22 protein-coding genes are annotated in these 17,559 nt (G+C 54.5%); 5 read left to right on the forward strand and 17 right to left on the reverse strand.

Going from position 1 to position 17,559, the window contains the following annotated elements; genetic code table 11:
- Window positions 1–2: 2 nt before the first annotated feature.
- The 4 genes from cas7e to cas3 form a co-directional block, all read right to left on the reverse strand.
- Window positions 3–1,145, reverse strand: coding sequence for a type I-E CRISPR-associated protein Cas7/Cse4/CasC (gene cas7e / locus J2S70_RS02355; RefSeq protein WP_307682144.1), 1,143 nt, complete (start codon window positions 1,143–1,145; stop codon window positions 3–5).
- Between the two features lie 21 nt (window positions 1,146–1,166).
- Window positions 1,167–1,844: a type I-E CRISPR-associated protein Cse2/CasB gene (casB, locus tag J2S70_RS02360; protein WP_307682145.1), complete on the reverse strand. Its 678-nt coding sequence runs from the start codon at window positions 1,842–1,844 to the stop codon at window positions 1,167–1,169.
- Window positions 1,841–3,535: a type I-E CRISPR-associated protein Cse1/CasA gene (gene casA / locus J2S70_RS02365; RefSeq protein WP_307682146.1), complete on the reverse strand. Its 1,695-nt coding sequence runs from the start codon at window positions 3,533–3,535 to the stop codon at window positions 1,841–1,843. The genes casB and casA overlap by 4 nt, the downstream gene beginning before the upstream one ends.
- A 249-nt stretch (window positions 3,536–3,784) precedes the next feature.
- Entirely contained in the window at window positions 3,785–6,640 is a 2,856-nt protein-coding gene (gene cas3 / locus J2S70_RS02370; RefSeq protein WP_307682147.1) for a CRISPR-associated helicase Cas3', read from the reverse strand.
- A gap of 146 nt (window positions 6,641–6,786) precedes the next feature.
- On the opposite strand from cas3, the gene J2S70_RS02375 reads away from it, so the two are divergent.
- The 5 genes from J2S70_RS02375 to J2S70_RS02400 all read left to right on the forward strand — a co-directional run bounded on the left by J2S70_RS02375 (window position 6,787) and on the right by J2S70_RS02400 (window position 10,284).
- Complete coding sequence (locus J2S70_RS02375) at window positions 6,787–7,194, forward strand: hypothetical protein (protein ID WP_307682148.1); 408 nt, start codon at window positions 6,787–6,789, stop codon at window positions 7,192–7,194.
- Between the two features lie 335 nt (window positions 7,195–7,529).
- Window positions 7,530–7,856 (forward strand): PadR family transcriptional regulator, encoded by a 327-nt coding sequence (locus J2S70_RS02380; protein WP_307682149.1) that lies wholly within the window; start codon window positions 7,530–7,532, stop codon window positions 7,854–7,856.
- A gap of 233 nt (window positions 7,857–8,089) precedes the next feature.
- A complete protein-coding gene (locus J2S70_RS02390; protein ID WP_307682151.1) occupies window positions 8,090–8,437 on the forward strand; it encodes a hypothetical protein in 348 nt (115 codons plus the stop codon).
- Window positions 8,438–8,503: 66 nt separating this feature from the next.
- On the forward strand, window positions 8,504–9,535 hold the full coding sequence (locus J2S70_RS02395; RefSeq protein WP_307682152.1) for an ABC transporter ATP-binding protein: 1,032 nt from the start codon (window positions 8,504–8,506) through the stop codon (window positions 9,533–9,535).
- On the forward strand, window positions 9,532–10,284 hold the full coding sequence (locus J2S70_RS02400) for a hypothetical protein (RefSeq protein WP_307682153.1): 753 nt from the start codon (window positions 9,532–9,534) through the stop codon (window positions 10,282–10,284). The genes J2S70_RS02395 and J2S70_RS02400 overlap by 4 nt, the downstream gene beginning before the upstream one ends.
- A gap of 98 nt (window positions 10,285–10,382) precedes the next feature.
- On the opposite strand, the gene map is transcribed toward J2S70_RS02400, so the two are convergent.
- From map to rplN, 13 genes are all read right to left on the reverse strand, one after another.
- On the reverse strand, window positions 10,383–11,207 hold the full coding sequence (map, locus tag J2S70_RS02405; protein WP_307682154.1) for a type I methionyl aminopeptidase: 825 nt from the start codon (window positions 11,205–11,207) through the stop codon (window positions 10,383–10,385).
- A complete protein-coding gene (locus J2S70_RS02410; RefSeq protein ID WP_307682155.1) occupies window positions 11,204–11,803 on the reverse strand; it encodes an adenylate kinase in 600 nt (199 codons plus the stop codon). Before J2S70_RS02410 ends, map begins: the two co-directional genes overlap by 4 nt.
- Complete coding sequence (gene secY, locus J2S70_RS02415; protein ID WP_307682156.1) at window positions 11,800–13,086, reverse strand: preprotein translocase subunit SecY; 1,287 nt, start codon at window positions 13,084–13,086, stop codon at window positions 11,800–11,802. The genes J2S70_RS02410 and secY overlap by 4 nt, the downstream gene beginning before the upstream one ends.
- A gap of 230 nt (window positions 13,087–13,316) precedes the next feature.
- Window positions 13,317–13,790, reverse strand: a complete 474-nt coding sequence (rplO, locus tag J2S70_RS02420; RefSeq protein WP_307682157.1) for a 50S ribosomal protein L15 — start codon at window positions 13,788–13,790, stop codon at window positions 13,317–13,319.
- Complete coding sequence (gene rpmD / locus J2S70_RS02425) at window positions 13,790–13,969, reverse strand: 50S ribosomal protein L30 (RefSeq protein ID WP_307682158.1); 180 nt, start codon at window positions 13,967–13,969, stop codon at window positions 13,790–13,792. Before rpmD ends, rplO begins: the two co-directional genes overlap by 1 nt.
- Window positions 13,966–14,658, reverse strand: a complete 693-nt coding sequence (gene rpsE, locus J2S70_RS02430) for a 30S ribosomal protein S5 (protein WP_307682159.1) — start codon at window positions 14,656–14,658, stop codon at window positions 13,966–13,968. The genes rpmD and rpsE overlap by 4 nt, the downstream gene beginning before the upstream one ends.
- A gap of 22 nt (window positions 14,659–14,680) precedes the next feature.
- Window positions 14,681–15,040 (reverse strand): 50S ribosomal protein L18, encoded by a 360-nt coding sequence (rplR, locus tag J2S70_RS02435; RefSeq protein WP_307682160.1) that lies wholly within the window; start codon window positions 15,038–15,040, stop codon window positions 14,681–14,683.
- Window positions 15,040–15,576 carry a 50S ribosomal protein L6 gene (gene rplF / locus J2S70_RS02440; protein WP_307682161.1) on the reverse strand — a complete coding sequence of 179 codons (537 nt, stop codon included), beginning with the start codon at window positions 15,574–15,576 and terminating at the stop codon, window positions 15,040–15,042. The genes rplR and rplF overlap by 1 nt, the downstream gene beginning before the upstream one ends.
- A 14-nt stretch (window positions 15,577–15,590) precedes the next feature.
- Window positions 15,591–15,989 carry a 30S ribosomal protein S8 gene (gene rpsH / locus J2S70_RS02445; RefSeq protein WP_307682162.1) on the reverse strand — a complete coding sequence of 133 codons (399 nt, stop codon included), beginning with the start codon at window positions 15,987–15,989 and terminating at the stop codon, window positions 15,591–15,593.
- Window positions 15,990–16,044: 55 nt separating this feature from the next.
- Complete coding sequence (locus J2S70_RS02450) at window positions 16,045–16,230, reverse strand: type Z 30S ribosomal protein S14 (protein WP_307682163.1); 186 nt, start codon at window positions 16,228–16,230, stop codon at window positions 16,045–16,047.
- A 2-nt stretch (window positions 16,231–16,232) separates the two neighbouring features.
- Window positions 16,233–16,781 carry a 50S ribosomal protein L5 gene (gene rplE / locus J2S70_RS02455; protein WP_307682164.1) on the reverse strand — a complete coding sequence of 183 codons (549 nt, stop codon included), beginning with the start codon at window positions 16,779–16,781 and terminating at the stop codon, window positions 16,233–16,235.
- Entirely contained in the window at window positions 16,778–17,122 is a 345-nt protein-coding gene (gene rplX / locus J2S70_RS02460) for a 50S ribosomal protein L24 (protein WP_307682165.1), read from the reverse strand. The genes rplE and rplX overlap by 4 nt, the downstream gene beginning before the upstream one ends.
- On the reverse strand, window positions 17,122–17,490 hold the full coding sequence (gene rplN, locus J2S70_RS02465) for a 50S ribosomal protein L14 (RefSeq protein ID WP_307682166.1): 369 nt from the start codon (window positions 17,488–17,490) through the stop codon (window positions 17,122–17,124). Before rplN ends, rplX begins: the two co-directional genes overlap by 1 nt.
- Window positions 17,491–17,559 lie beyond the last annotated feature (69 nt).

The following is a 17,559-nucleotide window of genomic DNA, read 5'->3' on the forward strand; positions in this document are numbered from 1 at the left end:
TGCTACTCCGCTTTAGCTTGGCCGAGAACGTCAGCAACCTTCTCATAGAGTTGCGCGGAGTTAACCTTTTCTGCAAGACCCTCGAATTCTCGGGCGAGATTTCCGGTCCCGAGCACGAAGGCTGCTTTGGGTTTCATTCCATAAGTCTCTTCGATTTCTCGAGCTTCTCGCGCAAGCGCATCTGCGGCGGCCTCTCGCCGACTTCCATTGCCCTGCTCCACAGGTTCCTCGAAGGCATTAACTAACGAGACTGGGCGAGTGTTCCGCACCGCAACGTACACCATTTCTGGAAGCGTATTATTAGCGAAAGTATTTTGTTTGCCAGTGGGCATCGATTCAATAAAGGCCTTAATGAACATATTCGTTGCATCAACGGCCAAGTCCTCATTACCTAGATTTGAAGCGAGAGCCTCAACGTTGACGGTGGCGTAGCGGTAAAGAGTTGAAGACATCATCTGGGTCGTACCAATCATTCCCGCGCCTGTTTCTTCCGCATCCTCAAGAACATCATCGACCGCTGTGTAGTAGTCAAACTCAGGTTGCGATTCATGAACTCCTAAAGCATGAGCCACTTGCACGGAAGCATCCACGTTGAACGAAGGTGCATCAGCAAGCATGCGACCAAACATCGCTATATCAATCGAATGTTCAGTATCAAGAATGTCTTGAGCGTCTGCCTTCGTGATCTTGCCACCATCAGCATCGATAATCGCCTTGGCCGCACGTTCGATTTGGTGGGGGCTGAGGAAGAGGAGCGCCGCCGTCGTCGGATAATTCTTTTGATCCTCTGCTTCTTCGTCATCCTTTGCGGGCTTCGCCTCGACTAGCTTAATGCCATTTTTGGCTCCGGGAGCTTTAAACAAGGCACGAACGCCATCGATCGCTTGGTCTTCACCAAACTCCGGTGCAAGCTCCAGAACTCTCTTAACTATTACCTCCGGAAGGTTCCGTGAGCGGAAGCCGACTGTATCGCTCCCCTTCTCGAGTTCAAAGTGCTTTCTAATGGCGCGTTTCCAAGACTGTGATGAGACGCGCTGACGCGGGACCCCTCCGAAAATAGCCGACTTCGGCGCCCCCGTGTCATCACGATTAATGAGGCTCGGTGGGACCGTATGAAGTGCGTGAATATCAACGATGAGTGTCATGGTTTCTCCTAAATATCTGTATCAGTTTTCTGGTTCTTCAGTGTCTTTGGATGCCGAGTAGGTACCACGCGCAAATTCGCGCCCCCAACGAAGCTGTATTCCGGCACGCTTTTTTGGATTCGCCAGTGAACGAAGATCGGATGCTAAGCGCCCATAGTCAAAGCCAAGATCGTTCGAACGCATGAGCGTAACGAGTGAACGAATGTGAACAAGCCGAGCACTCTCACTGTTTGCGAGTAGCATCGCATCAATGCGTGGCTTAATAGATTTCGAAGCACTAATTGAATTCAGCGTGCCGCACGCCTGCGCGAAACTGACGTTGGTGACGTGAACAGGCTCTGAGGCTGACTGCATATGCACTGCGAAGAGAGTGAGAGCTACGTAGGCGGCATACTCTGACGGGGAGGGCTCGTCACCTTTTCCTTCCAGTTTCTCGCTGAAGTCTTCCCCCATGACAAAGAGAACATTGCCTAAAGCCAGCGGATTGTTCGCAAGATCCAAGCTAGCGTATCGACGCATTTCCGCGAGCGCGGCGCGAGCAGAACGATGGCTCTGCGAGTTCGGATCGGAAAAATAACCTCGTTGGAGGCGCTTGCACGTTAAATCAACTGCAGTCCCCAAGTGATTTTTTGACTTGTCTTCGTAGGCGACAGCTTCATCGCGCACTCCACCACCGAAATCCAGTTGTGTTTGCGTCATGACATACGCTCCTTATTCTCACTTGTACCTTTGCTACTCGAATTGGTGGTTTTTGGAAGGTTCTTGTCCAAAGCCCATTGCAAAAATTGGTAGTAACTAGCTGCAGAAACCATGCGCCCTGAGGACTCCTCGCTCTGGTCCAGTACGCGTCCAACAAATGCGCGAGGCCCGGCACCGCGTAATTCGATCTGCGCTTGCGCATCTATAACCGCGCGTACCTGAACTTGCCATTCCTTTGCCAAGTTCTCGACTTCCTCATTCACAATGGTGGCCTCCTCGTGTGAGAGCTGAGATAAATCCCGGAGCCAAGAATTGAACCGAGGTTCAAGATCGGCGAGAACACGATCTGTGCGTGAACTATCAAATTCATAGTCGCCGCCTGCGGCTAAGCGAAGATTCCCGGCGAATTGCCCCAGGGAAACAGCTGCCTTCATCGTGGCACCGGCGGCTTCCCTTATCTTTTGTCGAAGGTATCCGGCCTGCTCCATCAAAACAATGACAGGCATGCTCACCTGAGATGAGTATGTGGTCGAAACGGAGGAAGCCTGCGGCCCGTACTCGACAGACACGAGCTCTAAATTCAAAATGTCGGGTATCCCGTCAATTTCACGGCGAAGCTCGGAGAGCGCGTTTAGATTTCTTGGTCGTTTCGGAGCCTTTTCTTTATCGCTAAAACCGCCGTCAGTTTCCGAGACGACGAGTGCATCCAGAGCCTTCCAAAGTGTGCGATCAACGTCGTATGGCCTGGGATAATAGACATCTCTGCCTTTTTTCGATTTGTTTGTCGAATATCGATACGGAGTCATCGGATCGCCAAAAACGTTGGCTCCAGCATCGGGAATCCGGTCACCGTTACAGACCACCACTCCGGTAACCCTGTCGCCTTCCACATGCAATCGCACACGGCGTGCCTGCCAGGTAGCTAAGTCAGCAGCGCCCTGCGGATACGGATTTTCACCAACAGTTAAACGAGCATCAGGGCCGTCAGGGGTTCGCTCCCACACTGGATGATCATCGGGATTCGTGATGGCCGAAGAAGGCGAGTTAAGAATGAGGGTGTCCAATAGGTTCTCGCCTAGAACAAGGGTTCCACCCGTCATGCCGGACCACCCTGTCCCGATCGGATAGCCCTTACCCCCCTTAACCCGCGAGTCTCCCACTGCCCCAGATTTAATTCCCGAATAATCGAAGGCCTGCACATAAATGAGCCACCTCGCCGCTTCATCGAGACTAAGTGAATCTCGATCCTTGCCTGCTCGCATAGTAAAGTAATCATCCTGCGATTCCGGAACAATCGTGCTGACGTGTTTGATTTCGCCTGAAGCTACGTGAAGATCTGCTACTTGCATAAAAGGATGGGAAACATCAGTGAGTTTAAAACGATCTTCATAGTCAAACAAGTAGGTAAGCACTGCATCATCCCTACCCGTCTGCATTAAGCTTTCACGCAAATCTTCGAACCACTCGCCGTATTCGAACACCTCTCCCGGACCAACCCTTGTGTCTTTTTGATGAGCACGCCAGAAGATGGCCAGCAGAAGCCGAATAACCGCATAATTCTGCGCAGGAGAATCACCTTGGATTAGGGCAAGCTCATGGGATCCGTCAAAAACACCACGGATGCTGGTCGAGACGGGACCTCCGTTGCAATCAATAGCTTTAATCCACGGATCATCCAACAGGGAAAACATTGGATCTCCTTTCTTTACAGCACTTCTTTGCAATAAAAAGCATACCACAAGACTAATCTTCAAATGTTAATGAATTTAGGTTTCTATCGAAACGGTCCGATTTCACGTCCCGATTGCCATTATCACTCTTCAAGGTTGTATCGTAGGTGCCGATATATCCCTGAAATTTCAGGGATGAGCCTTCATTAACATTTGAAGAGTTCCCTTCCCCGCGCAGCGGGGTTACTATCTGACCGCTAGGCGTGTCTCTTATGACTCCGGCGTGTCGCATGGCACCCCCGAATCCGAATTGTCCCGAGCAGGGGCATCATTGACCTGAACGACAAGGCCGACTTCTTCGTCGTAGGAAACAAGAAAACGACCGAGCTCAGCTTTTCCAGACTCATCGAATCTCAGAGCTACTTGGCCACGAAGTATTCCTGACTCGCACCACTCACTAGGTGTCTGTGATTCCAGTGCACTAATAACCTCATCGAAATCACTCCCAGAGCGCGTCATTCGCGCCGGGAGTCGAACAGAACTAGCCCCAAGTTCAAGTGCCTGCTGGTAAGTAGGCAGAGCGCAGTCAAGTATTTCTCCGCTTTCGCCAAATGCTTTATAGCCGTGGTCGGTATCCCGAAGAGCGATGACTTCTACGCTAAACTCAGCATCACGCACTTGCGCAGAACCTCGTTGTTCATCACCCGGTCCAGGAGAATCATCGTGGACCAGATCGAAAAGCGCGTGGAGATTCGGCACGGTTGGTTCCGGAAAACGGAAGGTCTCTGCATTACGCGCAGACTTCGCCGTTGAATCCTCTCCAATACGGCACGCTTCGTCCCATCGTTCCTGCCACTCAACCGGAATCGTCGGGTTATCCGAATACACGTCACGCACTAAGCTGGAGACATCTGAAGGTCTACGAATGACATCCGGCATATATGCCATCGTTGCCAACAAAAGTTTTTCGCCATAGATCGCCACTGCGCCTCCATCAAACTCAGGCACATCCCGGTCGCGCTCTATGCCGCGAATGAAGATTTGAGGTACGCGCAATCCTTTAGGACGATCATCTTCAGGCCGCGAGTGCCGATGCAGACGGCCCGCACGTTGAATAATGAGATCAATCGGTGCAATATCCGTAACTAAAACATCGGCATCAATATCTAAACTCTGTTCAGCCACTTGGGTAGCAACGATGACTTTTCGTAGAGGTCTCCCCTCACCTCGCTTTGTGGAAGGGCCGAGTTCAGCACGTAAAACATCCTCTTTCTCGCTCCGATGAGACGCAATAAACGCAGAGTGATGGAGCTCGACCTCGTCGGGAAAGCTGTCGCGAAGATCTCGGTACGCATCCTGCGCCCTCTTAACTGTATTGCATATGACAAGGGCAATTCCGCCTTCTTCGAGAAGACTCTCAAGGGTACTCGTTAAGGTTGAAATCTCATCATTGATGTGTTGAATAGAGATTTCGGCATCATCAGGACGCGGCGGGACGGCTATAGCTCTCATTCCCTCCCTATCAACCACACTAATCAACGGATAGGAGGGGACATCGAGACATTGAGCGACTTCATCCGGTTCTGCAATATGCATCGATCCGTAAGCCGATGCTAGCTTCTTCCTCTGTGCAGGAGGTAGAGTCGCTGACATGAGGATCACGCTGACCCCATAGCGAGAAAGCCATTGAAGAACTCGATAGAGATACTGAGACATATAGGCGTCGTAAGCGTGAACCTCATCGATAATGACGACTTTTCCTGCAAAGGCTACGTGCCGAAGCATCGAGAATCGCACCTTCAATGCCATCATGAGCACCTGATCGATAGTGCCAACAACGAAATTTGACAGCAATCCCTTTCGAGAGCCCGACAACCACTGATTCGCTACCAGATCGCCAATGTTCTCTTGACGATCTGACCCCTCAGAATTAGCGCGCGCTTCCTGCCAGTTCGCACCTTCATGCAGACTACGAAATTGCTTTGAGAGACGATTCTTCGAGTGCGCCAAGTACATGGAAGACACACTCCCACCCTGCGAACTACGGCGCGCCCAATCGATCACACGTTCAAGCAAGCCATTTGCTGTCGCCATCGTTGGTGCGCCCAAGAAAACACCTTGGGCGCCCGATTTCTGCCCAAGAACATGAGCAGCGGCAAGCCCAGCCTCAGTTTTTCCTTCACCGGTAGGAGCTTCAATGATCATCAGAAGTGGACCGGATGCCTCCCGCGCAATCTTCACAGCAGCTTTCTGAACCGGACGTGCTTCTAAAGTTTTCTTCCAATCGAACGTTCTACCAAAAAGTTCAGCTGTGTCATCTTCAGGCGCCACAGGTTCCCAAGGCTTTGGAAGGTCAATGGAGTCCATTGCGACGGCAAGTCGATCTGGTTGAGGTATGATGACATCGTATGGGAAGGCATCCTCATTAGACGCAATCCAATCCGCCATAATCAGTAACCCAGTCATAAGCTGAGCGGCATCCGCGTATAGCTTTTTTACATCGCAAATGATCGCTCGAACCCCAGTCAAATCAGCCATCGAGTCAATTAACTCCCACGCGACATCATCGAATTTCGATGTGCGCCCTTCAAGCCGGTCCTCAGTCAAGTCCGTCGTTCTCGGCTCGGTAGTGAAACCATGATGGGCATCCACTACGGACGCAAGGCGAGCACTCACTCTCTTTGAAACAGAGTTTTCTAGAAGCCACTTTTTCAACAACCACGCCGAGGCAGTACCATGCGGAAGCTTCAGATCTGTTCCCTCTCCTTCCGGCCATTCAAGGGAAAGTCCGGCTTCCTCAATCGGCCGCAGTAGATAGAACGAGTCAGGACGGTGTTCAACAAGGCGCTGAAAGGACACCGTTGCTTTACCCACGTCGTGAACACCCGAGAAAAACACATAAAGGCGATGCACGCTTTCCTCTTTTACACCCCAACGTTCCACCATCGTGCGCTTCAAGGAATCCGAAACCCAGTTCTGCCATAGCCAGTCCGCAACACAAGCGGTATCTATGAGATGTTGGGGGAGTCGCAGATACGCATCTTCGCTGCCGGATTTAGCCCACAGGGAATGGGCCTGAGGGCTCAGACTTTTCAGCCACGTCTCCGCTTGATCGGCAATATTCACGAGGGCCTCCTCAAGGTATGGTTTAACCGTCCGCTTCATGGTGTCATGAGCCTCCGACACTTTTTGTACCGGAAAGGAAATCCTCCACTTTTGATCGCATATGTTCGCAAGAACCCAATGACGAAAGAAACACATTGGAGACGCCGATGAGCAGTAATGATATTGAAGTAAAACGATTCGCCAAACTACTCAGGAAACTGCCTGAACACTTACCGATTTCTGAGGCGATGGAGCAGGCTGACCCACAGAAGACTAGGCGCTGGTGGTCCTCGCAACGTGAACACATGGCCACCTGGTTCGCTTCGCAAGCTACTACTGGCAAGGGAGCTTTTACCCGAAAAACACCGAACCGCTCAGCAAAGAAAACCTACAACCGGTTGCAAAGTCCTGAAGGAATAGTCTGGATTGCAGAAGCTCTGGGAGCTGAACCAACTCTCCTCAAGCAGGTGGTTGACGAAGCACTAAAAGTTCCGAGGCGCAGGCGCAGCGGCTTCATCCGAAAACATCTGCCGTGGGACCTTATTGCTCACTTAGCAAAACACCATCTGGAATAAAGCAATAACTTACCGCGGTCACAGCTTTAATCAAACAACTCTCACACAATGCCGTGAGGCGCGAACCCGGATTACCCCTTAGGGACGCCCCGAAAGCATGTAGAAACCGGCTATCCTTCCTGTTTCGGTAGGAAGTCCTCCCCTGGAGGACTTGTCGCCGTTTCGACCTTGAGACTACCGACGATTGTCTGCAGAATCAACGAAAAAGTGAGTACAGGCTCAATTGCGGCCGTTTGTTTCAGTTGCATGACCACTTGCAAGTCACAGCTACCATGCATAACCTAGTAGTGCGCATAACCAATCAGCCACCATACAGCCCACTGAAAGGCGTTTCCATGCGAGAGACCTCGTCACAGATGCGCAAAGGCACTGTGGAATTAGCGATCCTCACCCTGCTCGCACGCCGGGATTACTACGGCGGTGAGCTCGTGAATGCGCTCGCTGAATATCACGGCTTAGATTCAAGCTCTGGGACGGTGTACCCCATCCTCAAACGGCTTGCGAAGGCCCGCCACCTCAGCACGCGCTGGGAGGAATCGCCGGCAGGCCCGCCTCGTAAGTACTACACATTAACCGATAGCGGACGGAAACATTTGCATTCCTTGACTGCAAATTGGCACGCCCTACAAGCCGCACTTAACGCAATTCTTTCCAAGGACTAATCACGAGACCAACATTCAACACAGCTGGCCTATCTGGCAATCCCGAAGCCCGAGAACGCTGGTGGGATCCGGCCGATCCCCGCGTCTTTGTTCCACGCGCCATCGGCATCGGATGGGACATCAACTTCGGCGCGATTGCCGTCAAGCTCGGCTGGATCCGCGAAGACGATTTTGACGATGACGTCGTTGCCGCCATCCCCCGCTCGTACCTGCAAGGTGCTCGCGCGGGGCTCATGCTCAGCAACGCCGGAGCGATCGGCGTAACACTGCTTAAGGCTGAAAAGTCGCGAGCTAAAACTATTGCAAATGCTGTTGGCACCGCCGCCATCACAGGATTCGCGACAACTCGAACGAATGCCGCAGACCGCCTCGCCACCGGAGCAATCGCAACCGGCATCAATACGGGGATCGCACTAAAAGGCCTAGAAAAGTCAGCTAACGCTGAAGGCTTACAGACGGGGGCGAAGATCGGTCAATTATTTGCTGTCTTTGGTCTACCTCTAGCGATCGTCACCGTCGGGCTACGCAAAGGTCTCGAACGCGTTGTCGAGCACACGAGGGCGGGCGCGGACCATGACTGACCTCCCACTCGACGTACAAATTACCCTGCTAGCGCATCATCGCGGCGCAAGTCGGGCTACAGATCTATGGGATTATCGTCTAGCTGCGTCTTTACCGTGGGCGAGCAGAAAGATTACGTGACCCTCGCCGTAATCGTCCTTGGACAACTGCTCGGCGCCATTCTCGGGGTGTCCGTGCTACTCCCCCAGCGCCGCGTAGAGCTTCAGACTCCACAGAAACATACGGAAATCGTCAATTCTCATACGGTCGACGAGCTACTTCACCAATGGCCGGATAGCGATGAGCACTCTGCTGTCACATTTTCCAACGTGACGAAAGAATTCGGTGACACGCGCGCATTGGACTCGGTGAGCATTAGAGTTCCAGGCCAGGGAGCGATAGGCCTTCTCGGCCCAAACGGGGCCGGAAAAACAACGCTCATTAAGATTCTCCTCGGCCTTACACGCCCAGACTTAGGCTCAGCCCAAATCGCCGGTGGCTTCCCACACTCTGACGCGCGTCGCCGGATCGGCTACTGCCCCGACGTTCCCTCCTTCGATTCATGGATGACAGGCCACGACGTCCTCAACATGGAGGCCCGCCTTCTCGGCCTCGATGAAAGTGATACGCGCCGTCGCGCAAGTGTGCTCCTTGCAATAATCGGATTGTCGAATGCGCAGGGCAAGGTTGGGGGATGGTCACGCGGAATGCGCCAGCGCCTCTCACTGGCACGCGCACTCGTCGGGTTTCCCACCCTCCTCGTTCTCGATGAACCCACGAGCGCACTTGACCCAGCCGGTCGTGCCGACGTCCTCGATCTGCTCAGCGCACTGGCGTCCAAGATCGCGATCATCTTCTCAACCCACCGAATTGAAGACGTCGAGCGGGTGTGCGATCGCGTCATTATGCTTGGCCAAGGCCGAGTAATTGCGTCACCCACCAAAGGACAATTCGTGGATGTAGCAACCACCAGCCCCGACATCGTCATTCACACTCCCAACAAGGAGCAACGCGACACGCTGGAACTGTTCTGCTCAGAACACGCGCTCAACTTCCTCGAACAGCATTCGCCGAAGTCGCTCGAAAACCTCTTTCTTGAACTCACGGGGGCACGATGATTACACGCTACGCATTCTCCCGGCTCCACGCTCTCCATCATTCACGCGGACTTGCCACAATAGTGGTCGCCATCTTCGCACTTGCAGGTTTTTCCATCATCATGGGCCGCTGGGGTGGGCAATTCCTTAGCTCCGCCACCGGCATGGATCTAGCCGCCATTATGGGACCACCGAGCACCCTCGTCATTTGGAATCAGTGGATGAGTAGCCTCAACCAGATCGTCCTTCTGGTGATTGCCATCTGGGCGGGCCATACCGCATACGCGCTGCGGCGCGATGGCACAGCAAAATGCCTACTCACAAAACCCATGTCACGCGAGGCCATACTGCACACGTCGTGGCTGGTTCCTCTCCTGCTCACAGTGGCAATTGCCGGCATTGGATCGATAGGAGTCACAGGCATCGGTCACGCACTTTACTCGGATGTATCCTGGTCACTAGCCGCAAGCTTTGGCCTATGGGTATTGAACGTCACGCTTTGGTCCAGTATCGGCGCACTCGCCGGCACTCTGACTTCATCCATAATTTCGGCCATTGTTGTACCAGTAGCAGCTCTTTTAATCGTCGGCATTTTCAGCTCGATCCTCATGATTGCAAACCACACTTTCGCGGGACTGTTTCCATTGTCGACAACCGCGGTAAGTAGCGGTATCACCGGTGATGCATGCTGGCCGATCATCTCAGCTGGCATCACGATAGTACTCGCTATTTCGGTAGCAACCTGGCTATTTGCACGCGAAGATCTCTGAAGCCGAACATTTAAGAGATGATCTCGGCGCGATCTTCGCATATAGCAAGATCGGCCCAGAATCGTCCCTCAAATGTCAGCGATAGCCAGAACAGCCAACTAGTCGAGCGGCACCGGCACAATGCCGTACGGCGCTAGCCCCTCGGCCCCTCCATCGCGAGCCGTCAAAACCCAAATCCCCCGCGAGTGTTTAGCCACCATATGCTCCCAGTGGGCAGTATCCGAACCGTCAACTGTCACAACGGTCCACTCATCATCAAGCACCTTGGTAGCCTGATTCCCCGCGGCAAGCATCGGCTCAATGCACACAACCATGCCATTCTTTAGCCTCGGGCTTCTACCCCGTGCACGGTAATTCAACACGTCCGGTTCTTGATGCATCGACGTGCCGATCCCGTGCCCCACGTAGTCACGCAAAATATCGGGCTGCTCACCCTTCGGCAAAGCCGTCACAAAATCGTCGATCGCAGCGCCGATATCGCCAACGCGCTTACCACGAGCCATAGCCGCGATACCAACCCACATCGCATCGTGGGTTATCTGCGAAAGTCGCTCGCGCCGAGCACTCACGGCCGGATCTCCACCGGGCAACACAATTGAAAACGCAGCATCGCCATGCCAGCCATCCACAACGGCCCCGCAATCCAAGGAAACCAAATCCCCCGGCTGCAAAACCCGCTCCCCTGGGATTCCATGCACTACAACCTCGTTCACGGATGCACAAATCTGCCCAGGATAGCCGTAATAGCCAAAGAAATTCGAGGTCGCTTCAGCCGCCTCCAACACCTCAAGAGCAACAGCATCGAGGTCAGCCGTGGTCATCCCTACATCAATCCGCTCGCGCAGAGCATCATGAATATCGGCAACCACCAACCCGGCTCTGCGCATCAGCCGAATCTGGTCGGGTGACTTGTATTCGATCACTCAGCGCTCTCGCCATTCTCGCGTAGGAACGCCCGCGTATTATCAACCAGCCGGTTACGAACCTCGTCAATAGTGCCAAGGCCGTCAATACCAACCAGCAGGTCACGGTCACGATACACCTTGAGCAGCGGTTCAGTCTTTTCGTGGTAGACGGCGATCCGGTGGCGAATCACGTCTTCGGTGTCATCCTTCCGGCCTTCCTTCTGAGCGCGGCTGAGCAAGCGCCCAACGATCTCCTCGTCCGGGATCTTTAACTCGATCACAGCATCCAGCGGCGCGTTATGTGCCTCAAGCATGCTATCGAGTGCATCAACCTGACTGAGCGTACGCGGATAGCCGTCCAGCAAAAACCCGTGCCTCGGATCGATCTCTTCCAAGTGGTTCTTGATCATCGCGTCCGTAACCTCATCTGGAACGAGGTTCCCGTTGTCGATATAAGAGGCGATCATTTCACCTATTTCAGATCCGGACCGAATCGCCTCCCGGAAAAGCTCCCCTGAGGAAATCCAAGTGATTCCAAGATCTTCAGAAACGTTTTTTGCCTGAGTGCCCTTACCGGCACCGGGTGGACCGACAATGACGAGCCGGTAGTTCATCGCAAAAATCCTTCATAATGACGTTGCTGCAACTGGGCATCGATATCCTTAACGGTCTGCAAACCAACACCCACAAGGATGATGATCGAGGTTCCACCGAAGGCCATCGACTGAATACCCATCGCGTTAAACACGAGCTGCGGGATGAGCGCAATCGTTGCCAAGTACAGTGCACCAACCCAGTTGATGCGATTAATGACGTAGCGCAGGTAGTCGGCAGTCGGCTGGCCGGCACGAATGCCCGGCACGAAACCGCCGTAGCGCTTCATGTTATCCGCGATCTCTTCCGGATTGAACGTGATCGAAGTGTAGAAGAACGCGAAGAAAATAATGAGCACGAAGTAGATCAGCAAGTACCAACCGGAGCTCGGCGCGAAATTATCCCGCAACCAGACCACCCAGCCCGCGTTCGGATCACCAAACTGGGCAATCATTTGGGGAAGCGCCAAAATCGAAGATGCAAAGATCACTGGGATCACGTTCGCCATGTTGATCTTGATCGGAATGTAGGTCGAGGTTCCGCCGTAAGTACGGCGCCCGACTACACGCTTGGCGTACTGCACAGGAATGCGGCGTTGAGACTGTTCAACGAAAACGACGACGAGCGTGATTGCCAAGAACATTGCAAGCACGATCAGCAGGCGGCTCACACCGCCGTCGGACTGATAAACGTTTCCAAGCATCGCGGGGAACGACGCAGCGATACCGGTGAAAATTAGAAGCGACATGCCGTTTCCAACACCGCGCTCAGTGATCTGCTCGCCAAGCCACATCACCAACGCCGTACCTGCCGTGACGGTGAGGATCGTGATCAGGTACTTCCACGGAGTAGCATTGGGGATCGGATCAAGATTACAGAGCGGGAACAGGGTCGAATTCGCGATTGTAACGACGACGGAGGCCTGGAGGATAGCCAAGAAGATCGTCAGATAACGCGTGTACTCAGTGAGTTTGGCTTGACCGCTTTGGCCTTCCTTATGCAGTTCCTCAAATCGGGGAATGACCACGCGCATGAGTTGAACGATAATCGACGACGTAATGTACGGCATGATTCCGAGCGAGAACACCGATAGCTGCAAGAGCGCTCCGCCCGAGAACATGTTCATCATCGTGAGCAGATCGTCCCCGCCTTGAACATCCAAACACTGTTTAACGTTCGCATACGATACGAACGGAGCAGGCAGGAAGGTGCCCAACCGGTAGATCGCCATGATGAACATGGTGAACAAAAGCTTGCGCCGCAGATCCGGAGTGCGGAATGCTGATGCCAGTGCTCTGAACAAGACAGTCCTCCAAGTGTCGGCCAAATGGCCTCGTGTTCGGAATTCCGAACATGTGTGTCGCCTATCCGGCACAGTGTCGCCTACGCGCCACCGTCTCACTATACCTGCAACTGGGAAATTCCCTAACAGTCACCAAATGCCGGATTGGCCACAGAATCCAGGTTAGCTAAATAGAACTAAATGTAAGGGGCCGGCTTCCAATAACGTGTGGAAGCCGGCCCAGCAAACATCTAGGCTTCGCGCTTTTCGAGCGAGCCGCCCGCGGCCTCGATCTTTTCCTTGGCCGAAGCGGACCATGCGTCCACGGTCACATTGACCTTCACGCTGATCTCGCCCGAACCAAGTACCTTCACGAGGCGGTTCTTGCGAACGGCGCCCTTCTCGACGAGGCTTTCCACGGTGACGTCGCCACCATCGGGGTAGAGCTCGTTCAAGGCATCGAGGTTAACAACCTGGTAGTACACCTTCGCCGGGTTCTTAAAGCCGCGAAGTTTGGGCAGACGCATGTGCAGTGGCATCTGGCCGCCTTCGAAACCTGGACGAACCGTGTTGCGAGCGTAGGTGCCCTTCGTGCCGCGGCCAGCGGTCTTACCGCGCTTGCCGCCCTCGCCACGCCCCACGCGAATCTTCGGCTTGTTCGAGCCGGGTGCTGGGCGCAGGTCGTGGAGCTTCAAAGGCTCTGATTTCTCAGTCGAATCAGCCATTAGTCGACCTCCTCCACTTCCACCATGTGACGAACCGTGTGGATCATACCGCGAACAGCGGGATTGTCCGGGCGCGTCACGGTCTGATGAATCTTCTTCAACCCGAGCGAACGCATCGTTTCGCGCTGGTTCTTCTTAGCGCCGATCAGGCTCTTCTTTTGCGTAATTTTCAGCATCATGCACCAACTCCTGCGGCGGCCGCTTCATTCTCTTCGCGCTGGGCTTCGAGTTCGGCATCTTCGCGTTCCTTGGCTTCGTGCTCTGCACGCGCCCGGAGCATCGCATGTGGCGCAACCTCGTCAACCGGAAGTCCGCGGCGTGCTGCCACAGCCTCAGGCTGCTCGAGTTCCTTCAATCCCGCAATCGTCGCACGAACGATGTTGATCGCATTGGCCGAACCGAGCGACTTCGTCAAAATGTCATGGATGCCTGCGGCTTCCATGACAGCTCGAACCGGGCCGCCCGCGATTACGCCGGTACCTGGTGAAGCGGGGCGCAGGAGTACGACGCCAGCGGCATCCTCTCCCTGCACCATGTGCGGAATTGTTGTGCCGATACGCGGAACCTTGAAGAAGTTCCTCTTGGCTTTCTCGGTACCCTTCGCAATTGCTGCGGGCACTTCCTTAGCCTTGCCGTAACCAACACCAACCGTACCGTTACCGTCACCAACCACAACAAGTGCGGTAAACGACATGTTGCGGCCACCCTTGACGGTCTTGGCAACACGGTTGATGGTCACAACACGTTCAATATATGCGTTCCTGTCATCGCGACGATCGGAACGACGCTCGTTACGACGCCCTTCGCGGCGATCTCGGCGCTCTTCGCGCTGATCGCCACCCTGGCGTCCACGCTGCTGTGCAGCCATGTCTATATCCTCTCGTTCCAGATCACAGGGCCAGGCCGGCTTCGCGGGCGCCATCGGCAACCGCGGCCACACGGCCGTGATACTTGTTTCCCGCACGATCAAAAACGACGGCGGAAATGCCGGCGTCGACCGCGCGCTTACCTACGCGTTCGCCAACTTCGCGAGCTACGGCAACCTTGTTCTCAAGATCGGACGGGAAGTCCGCTTCGAGACTCGATGCGTATGCGAGAGTAACACCCGCCGAATCATCAATGACCTGAGCGATCATGTTGCGATTCGAACGAGCAACCGCCAAGCGTGGACGATCAGCTGTGCCGACAACGCGCTTGCGCAGGCGGTGGTGGCGGCGCTTACGCGCTGCGTACTTTGACCTGTTAGCCATTACTTACCAGCCTTTCCAGCCTTGCGGCGCACGTGCTCACCCGCGTAACGAATGCCCTTGCCCTTGTACGGTTCAGGCTTGCGTAGCTTACGGATTCTGGCGGCAAGTTCGCCTACCAGCTGCTTGTCGATACCCGCCACCGAAAATTTGGTGGGGCTGTCAACGGTGAAGGTGATACCTTCCGGAGCTTTAACCGTGATTGTGTGCGAAAAGCCGAGGGAGAACTCAAGGTCTGTTCCCTTGGCAAGTACGCGGTAACCGGTGCCGTTGATCTCGAGATCTTTCTTGAATCCTTCGGTTACACCCACGACGTTGTTGTAGATCAAGGTGCGGGTCAAACCGTGCAAGGAACGCGATTCGCGTTCTTCGTTGGGGCGCTTGACGAGGATTTCCTCGCCTTCCACCTCAACAATAATCGGCTCGGGAATAGCCTGTGAAAGCTCTCCCTTGGGGCCTTTCACGGTGACGTTGCCGCCGTCGATCTTAACCTCAACACCGGAGGGGATGGCGATCGGGAGCTTACCAATACGTGACATTATGCTCCTTCCGATTACCAGATGTAGGCGAGGACTTCCCCACCTACACCCTTGTCCTTGGCCTCACGGTCAGTCAGCAGGCCGGAGGACGTTGACAAAATTGCCACGCCCAGGCCGCCGAGGACCCGAGGAAGATTCGTAGACTTTGCGTAAACGCGCAGTCCCGGCTTAGAGATACGGCGCAAGCCCGCGAGCGAGCGCTCACGATTCGGGCCGTACTTCAGCGTCAACGTGAGCGTCTTGCCCACCGTTGCGTCGTCGACCTTGTATCCGTCGATGTATCCCTCACGCTTGAGGATGTCGGCGATGGATGCCTTCATCTTCGAGTACGGCATATCAACCGACTCGTGAAACGCCGAGTTGGCGTTGCGCAGACGCGTGAGCATGTCTGCAATTGGGTCTGTCATAGACATCGGGCCTCAGCCCTTCCTCGTCGTGGTTTCCTCTTCGGACCTTCGACGTAGTTTCTTACCAGCTTGCCTTCTTAACACCTGGGAGTTCGCCAGCTAGGGCCATCTCGCGCAGGCAAATTCGGCACAGGCCGAACTTACGGTAGACGGAATGCGGGCGTCCGCAACGCTGGCAACGCGTGTAAGCGCGCACAGCGTACTTCGGCTTGCGAGCCGCCTTATTCTTCAGAGCAGTCTTTGCCATTGTCAGTTCTCCTTGAACGGGAAGCCGAGCTGACGCAGCAGAGCGCGCCCCTCGTCGTCGGACGTCGCGGTGGTGACAACGGTGATATCCATGCCACGGACGCGATCAATCTTGTCCATGTCAATCTCGTGGAATACGGTCTGTTCGGTCAGACCGAACGTGTAGTTACCATTGCCATCGAACTGCTTGGGCGAAAGTCCACGGAAATCGCGGATTCTCGGCAGTGCGGTAGACAGCAGTCGGTCAAGGAATTCCCACATGCGGTCACCGCGTAGGGTGACGTGGCAACCAATCGGCTGCCCCTCGCGCAATTTGAACTGCGCAATGGACTTGCGGGCCTTAGTGACCTGCGGCTTCTGCCCGGTGATCGCGGTGATATCGGCAATCGCACCGTCAAGGATTTTGGAGTCGCGAGCCGCTTCTCCAACACCCATGTTCACCACAATCTTTTCTAGACCGCCAACGGTGTAAATGTTGGGGTGGTTGAATTCCTTTTGCAGTGCCGGCAGGATTTCTTCGCGGTACTTAGTCTTCAAACGAGGCTGGCTCACAGCTCGATCTCCTTCCCGCCACGGCGACCAATGCGTTCACGCATGATCTTCTTACGGCCATCACGTTCCACCTCGACCTCGCGAAATCCCACGCGGACGGGCTTCTTGTCAGGGCCAACGAGCATCACATTCGACACGTGAATCGGCGCCTCAATGGTTTCGATGCCGCCGGTTGCGGCGCCACGATCGGTTCGCCCAACACGGGTGTGCTTCTTGACGCGCTGAACACCTTCAACGATCACGCGATCGTTACGGGTATCAACTTCGAGAACGCGCCCCTGAAGGCCCTTATCGCGGCCAGCGATAACCTGCACAAGGTCACCCTTCTTGATCTTCGCCATTAGATCACCTCCGGTGCCAGCGACACGATACGCATGAACTGCTTGTCGCGCAGTTCGCGAGCCACCGGGCCGAAGATACGAGTGCCACGTGGCTCATTTTCGTTCTTCAGGATGACTGCTGCGTTCTCGTCAAACTTAATGTACGAGCCATCTTTGCGGCGCGTACTCTTCTTCGCACGGACGATAACGGCCTTGACGACCTCGCCCTTCTTAACATTTCCGCCAGGGCTTGCGTCCTTGACGGAGGCGACGATCACGTCGCCAATTCCGGCGTAGCGCCGGCCTGAGCCACCGAGCACGGAAATGCAAAGAATTTCTTTCGCACCCGTGTTGTCGGCGACCTTAAGCCGCGACTCCTGCTGGATCATTTACTATCTCCTGTCGTCGTGCCGGTTCTCATTCCTGAGCCTTGCCGAACGGATGGGTTTTCTTCCTTG

The organism is Trueperella bonasi, assembly GCF_030811535.1.
In the GTDB taxonomy this organism is placed as follows: Bacteria; Actinomycetota; Actinomycetes; order Actinomycetales; family Actinomycetaceae; genus Trueperella; species Trueperella bonasi.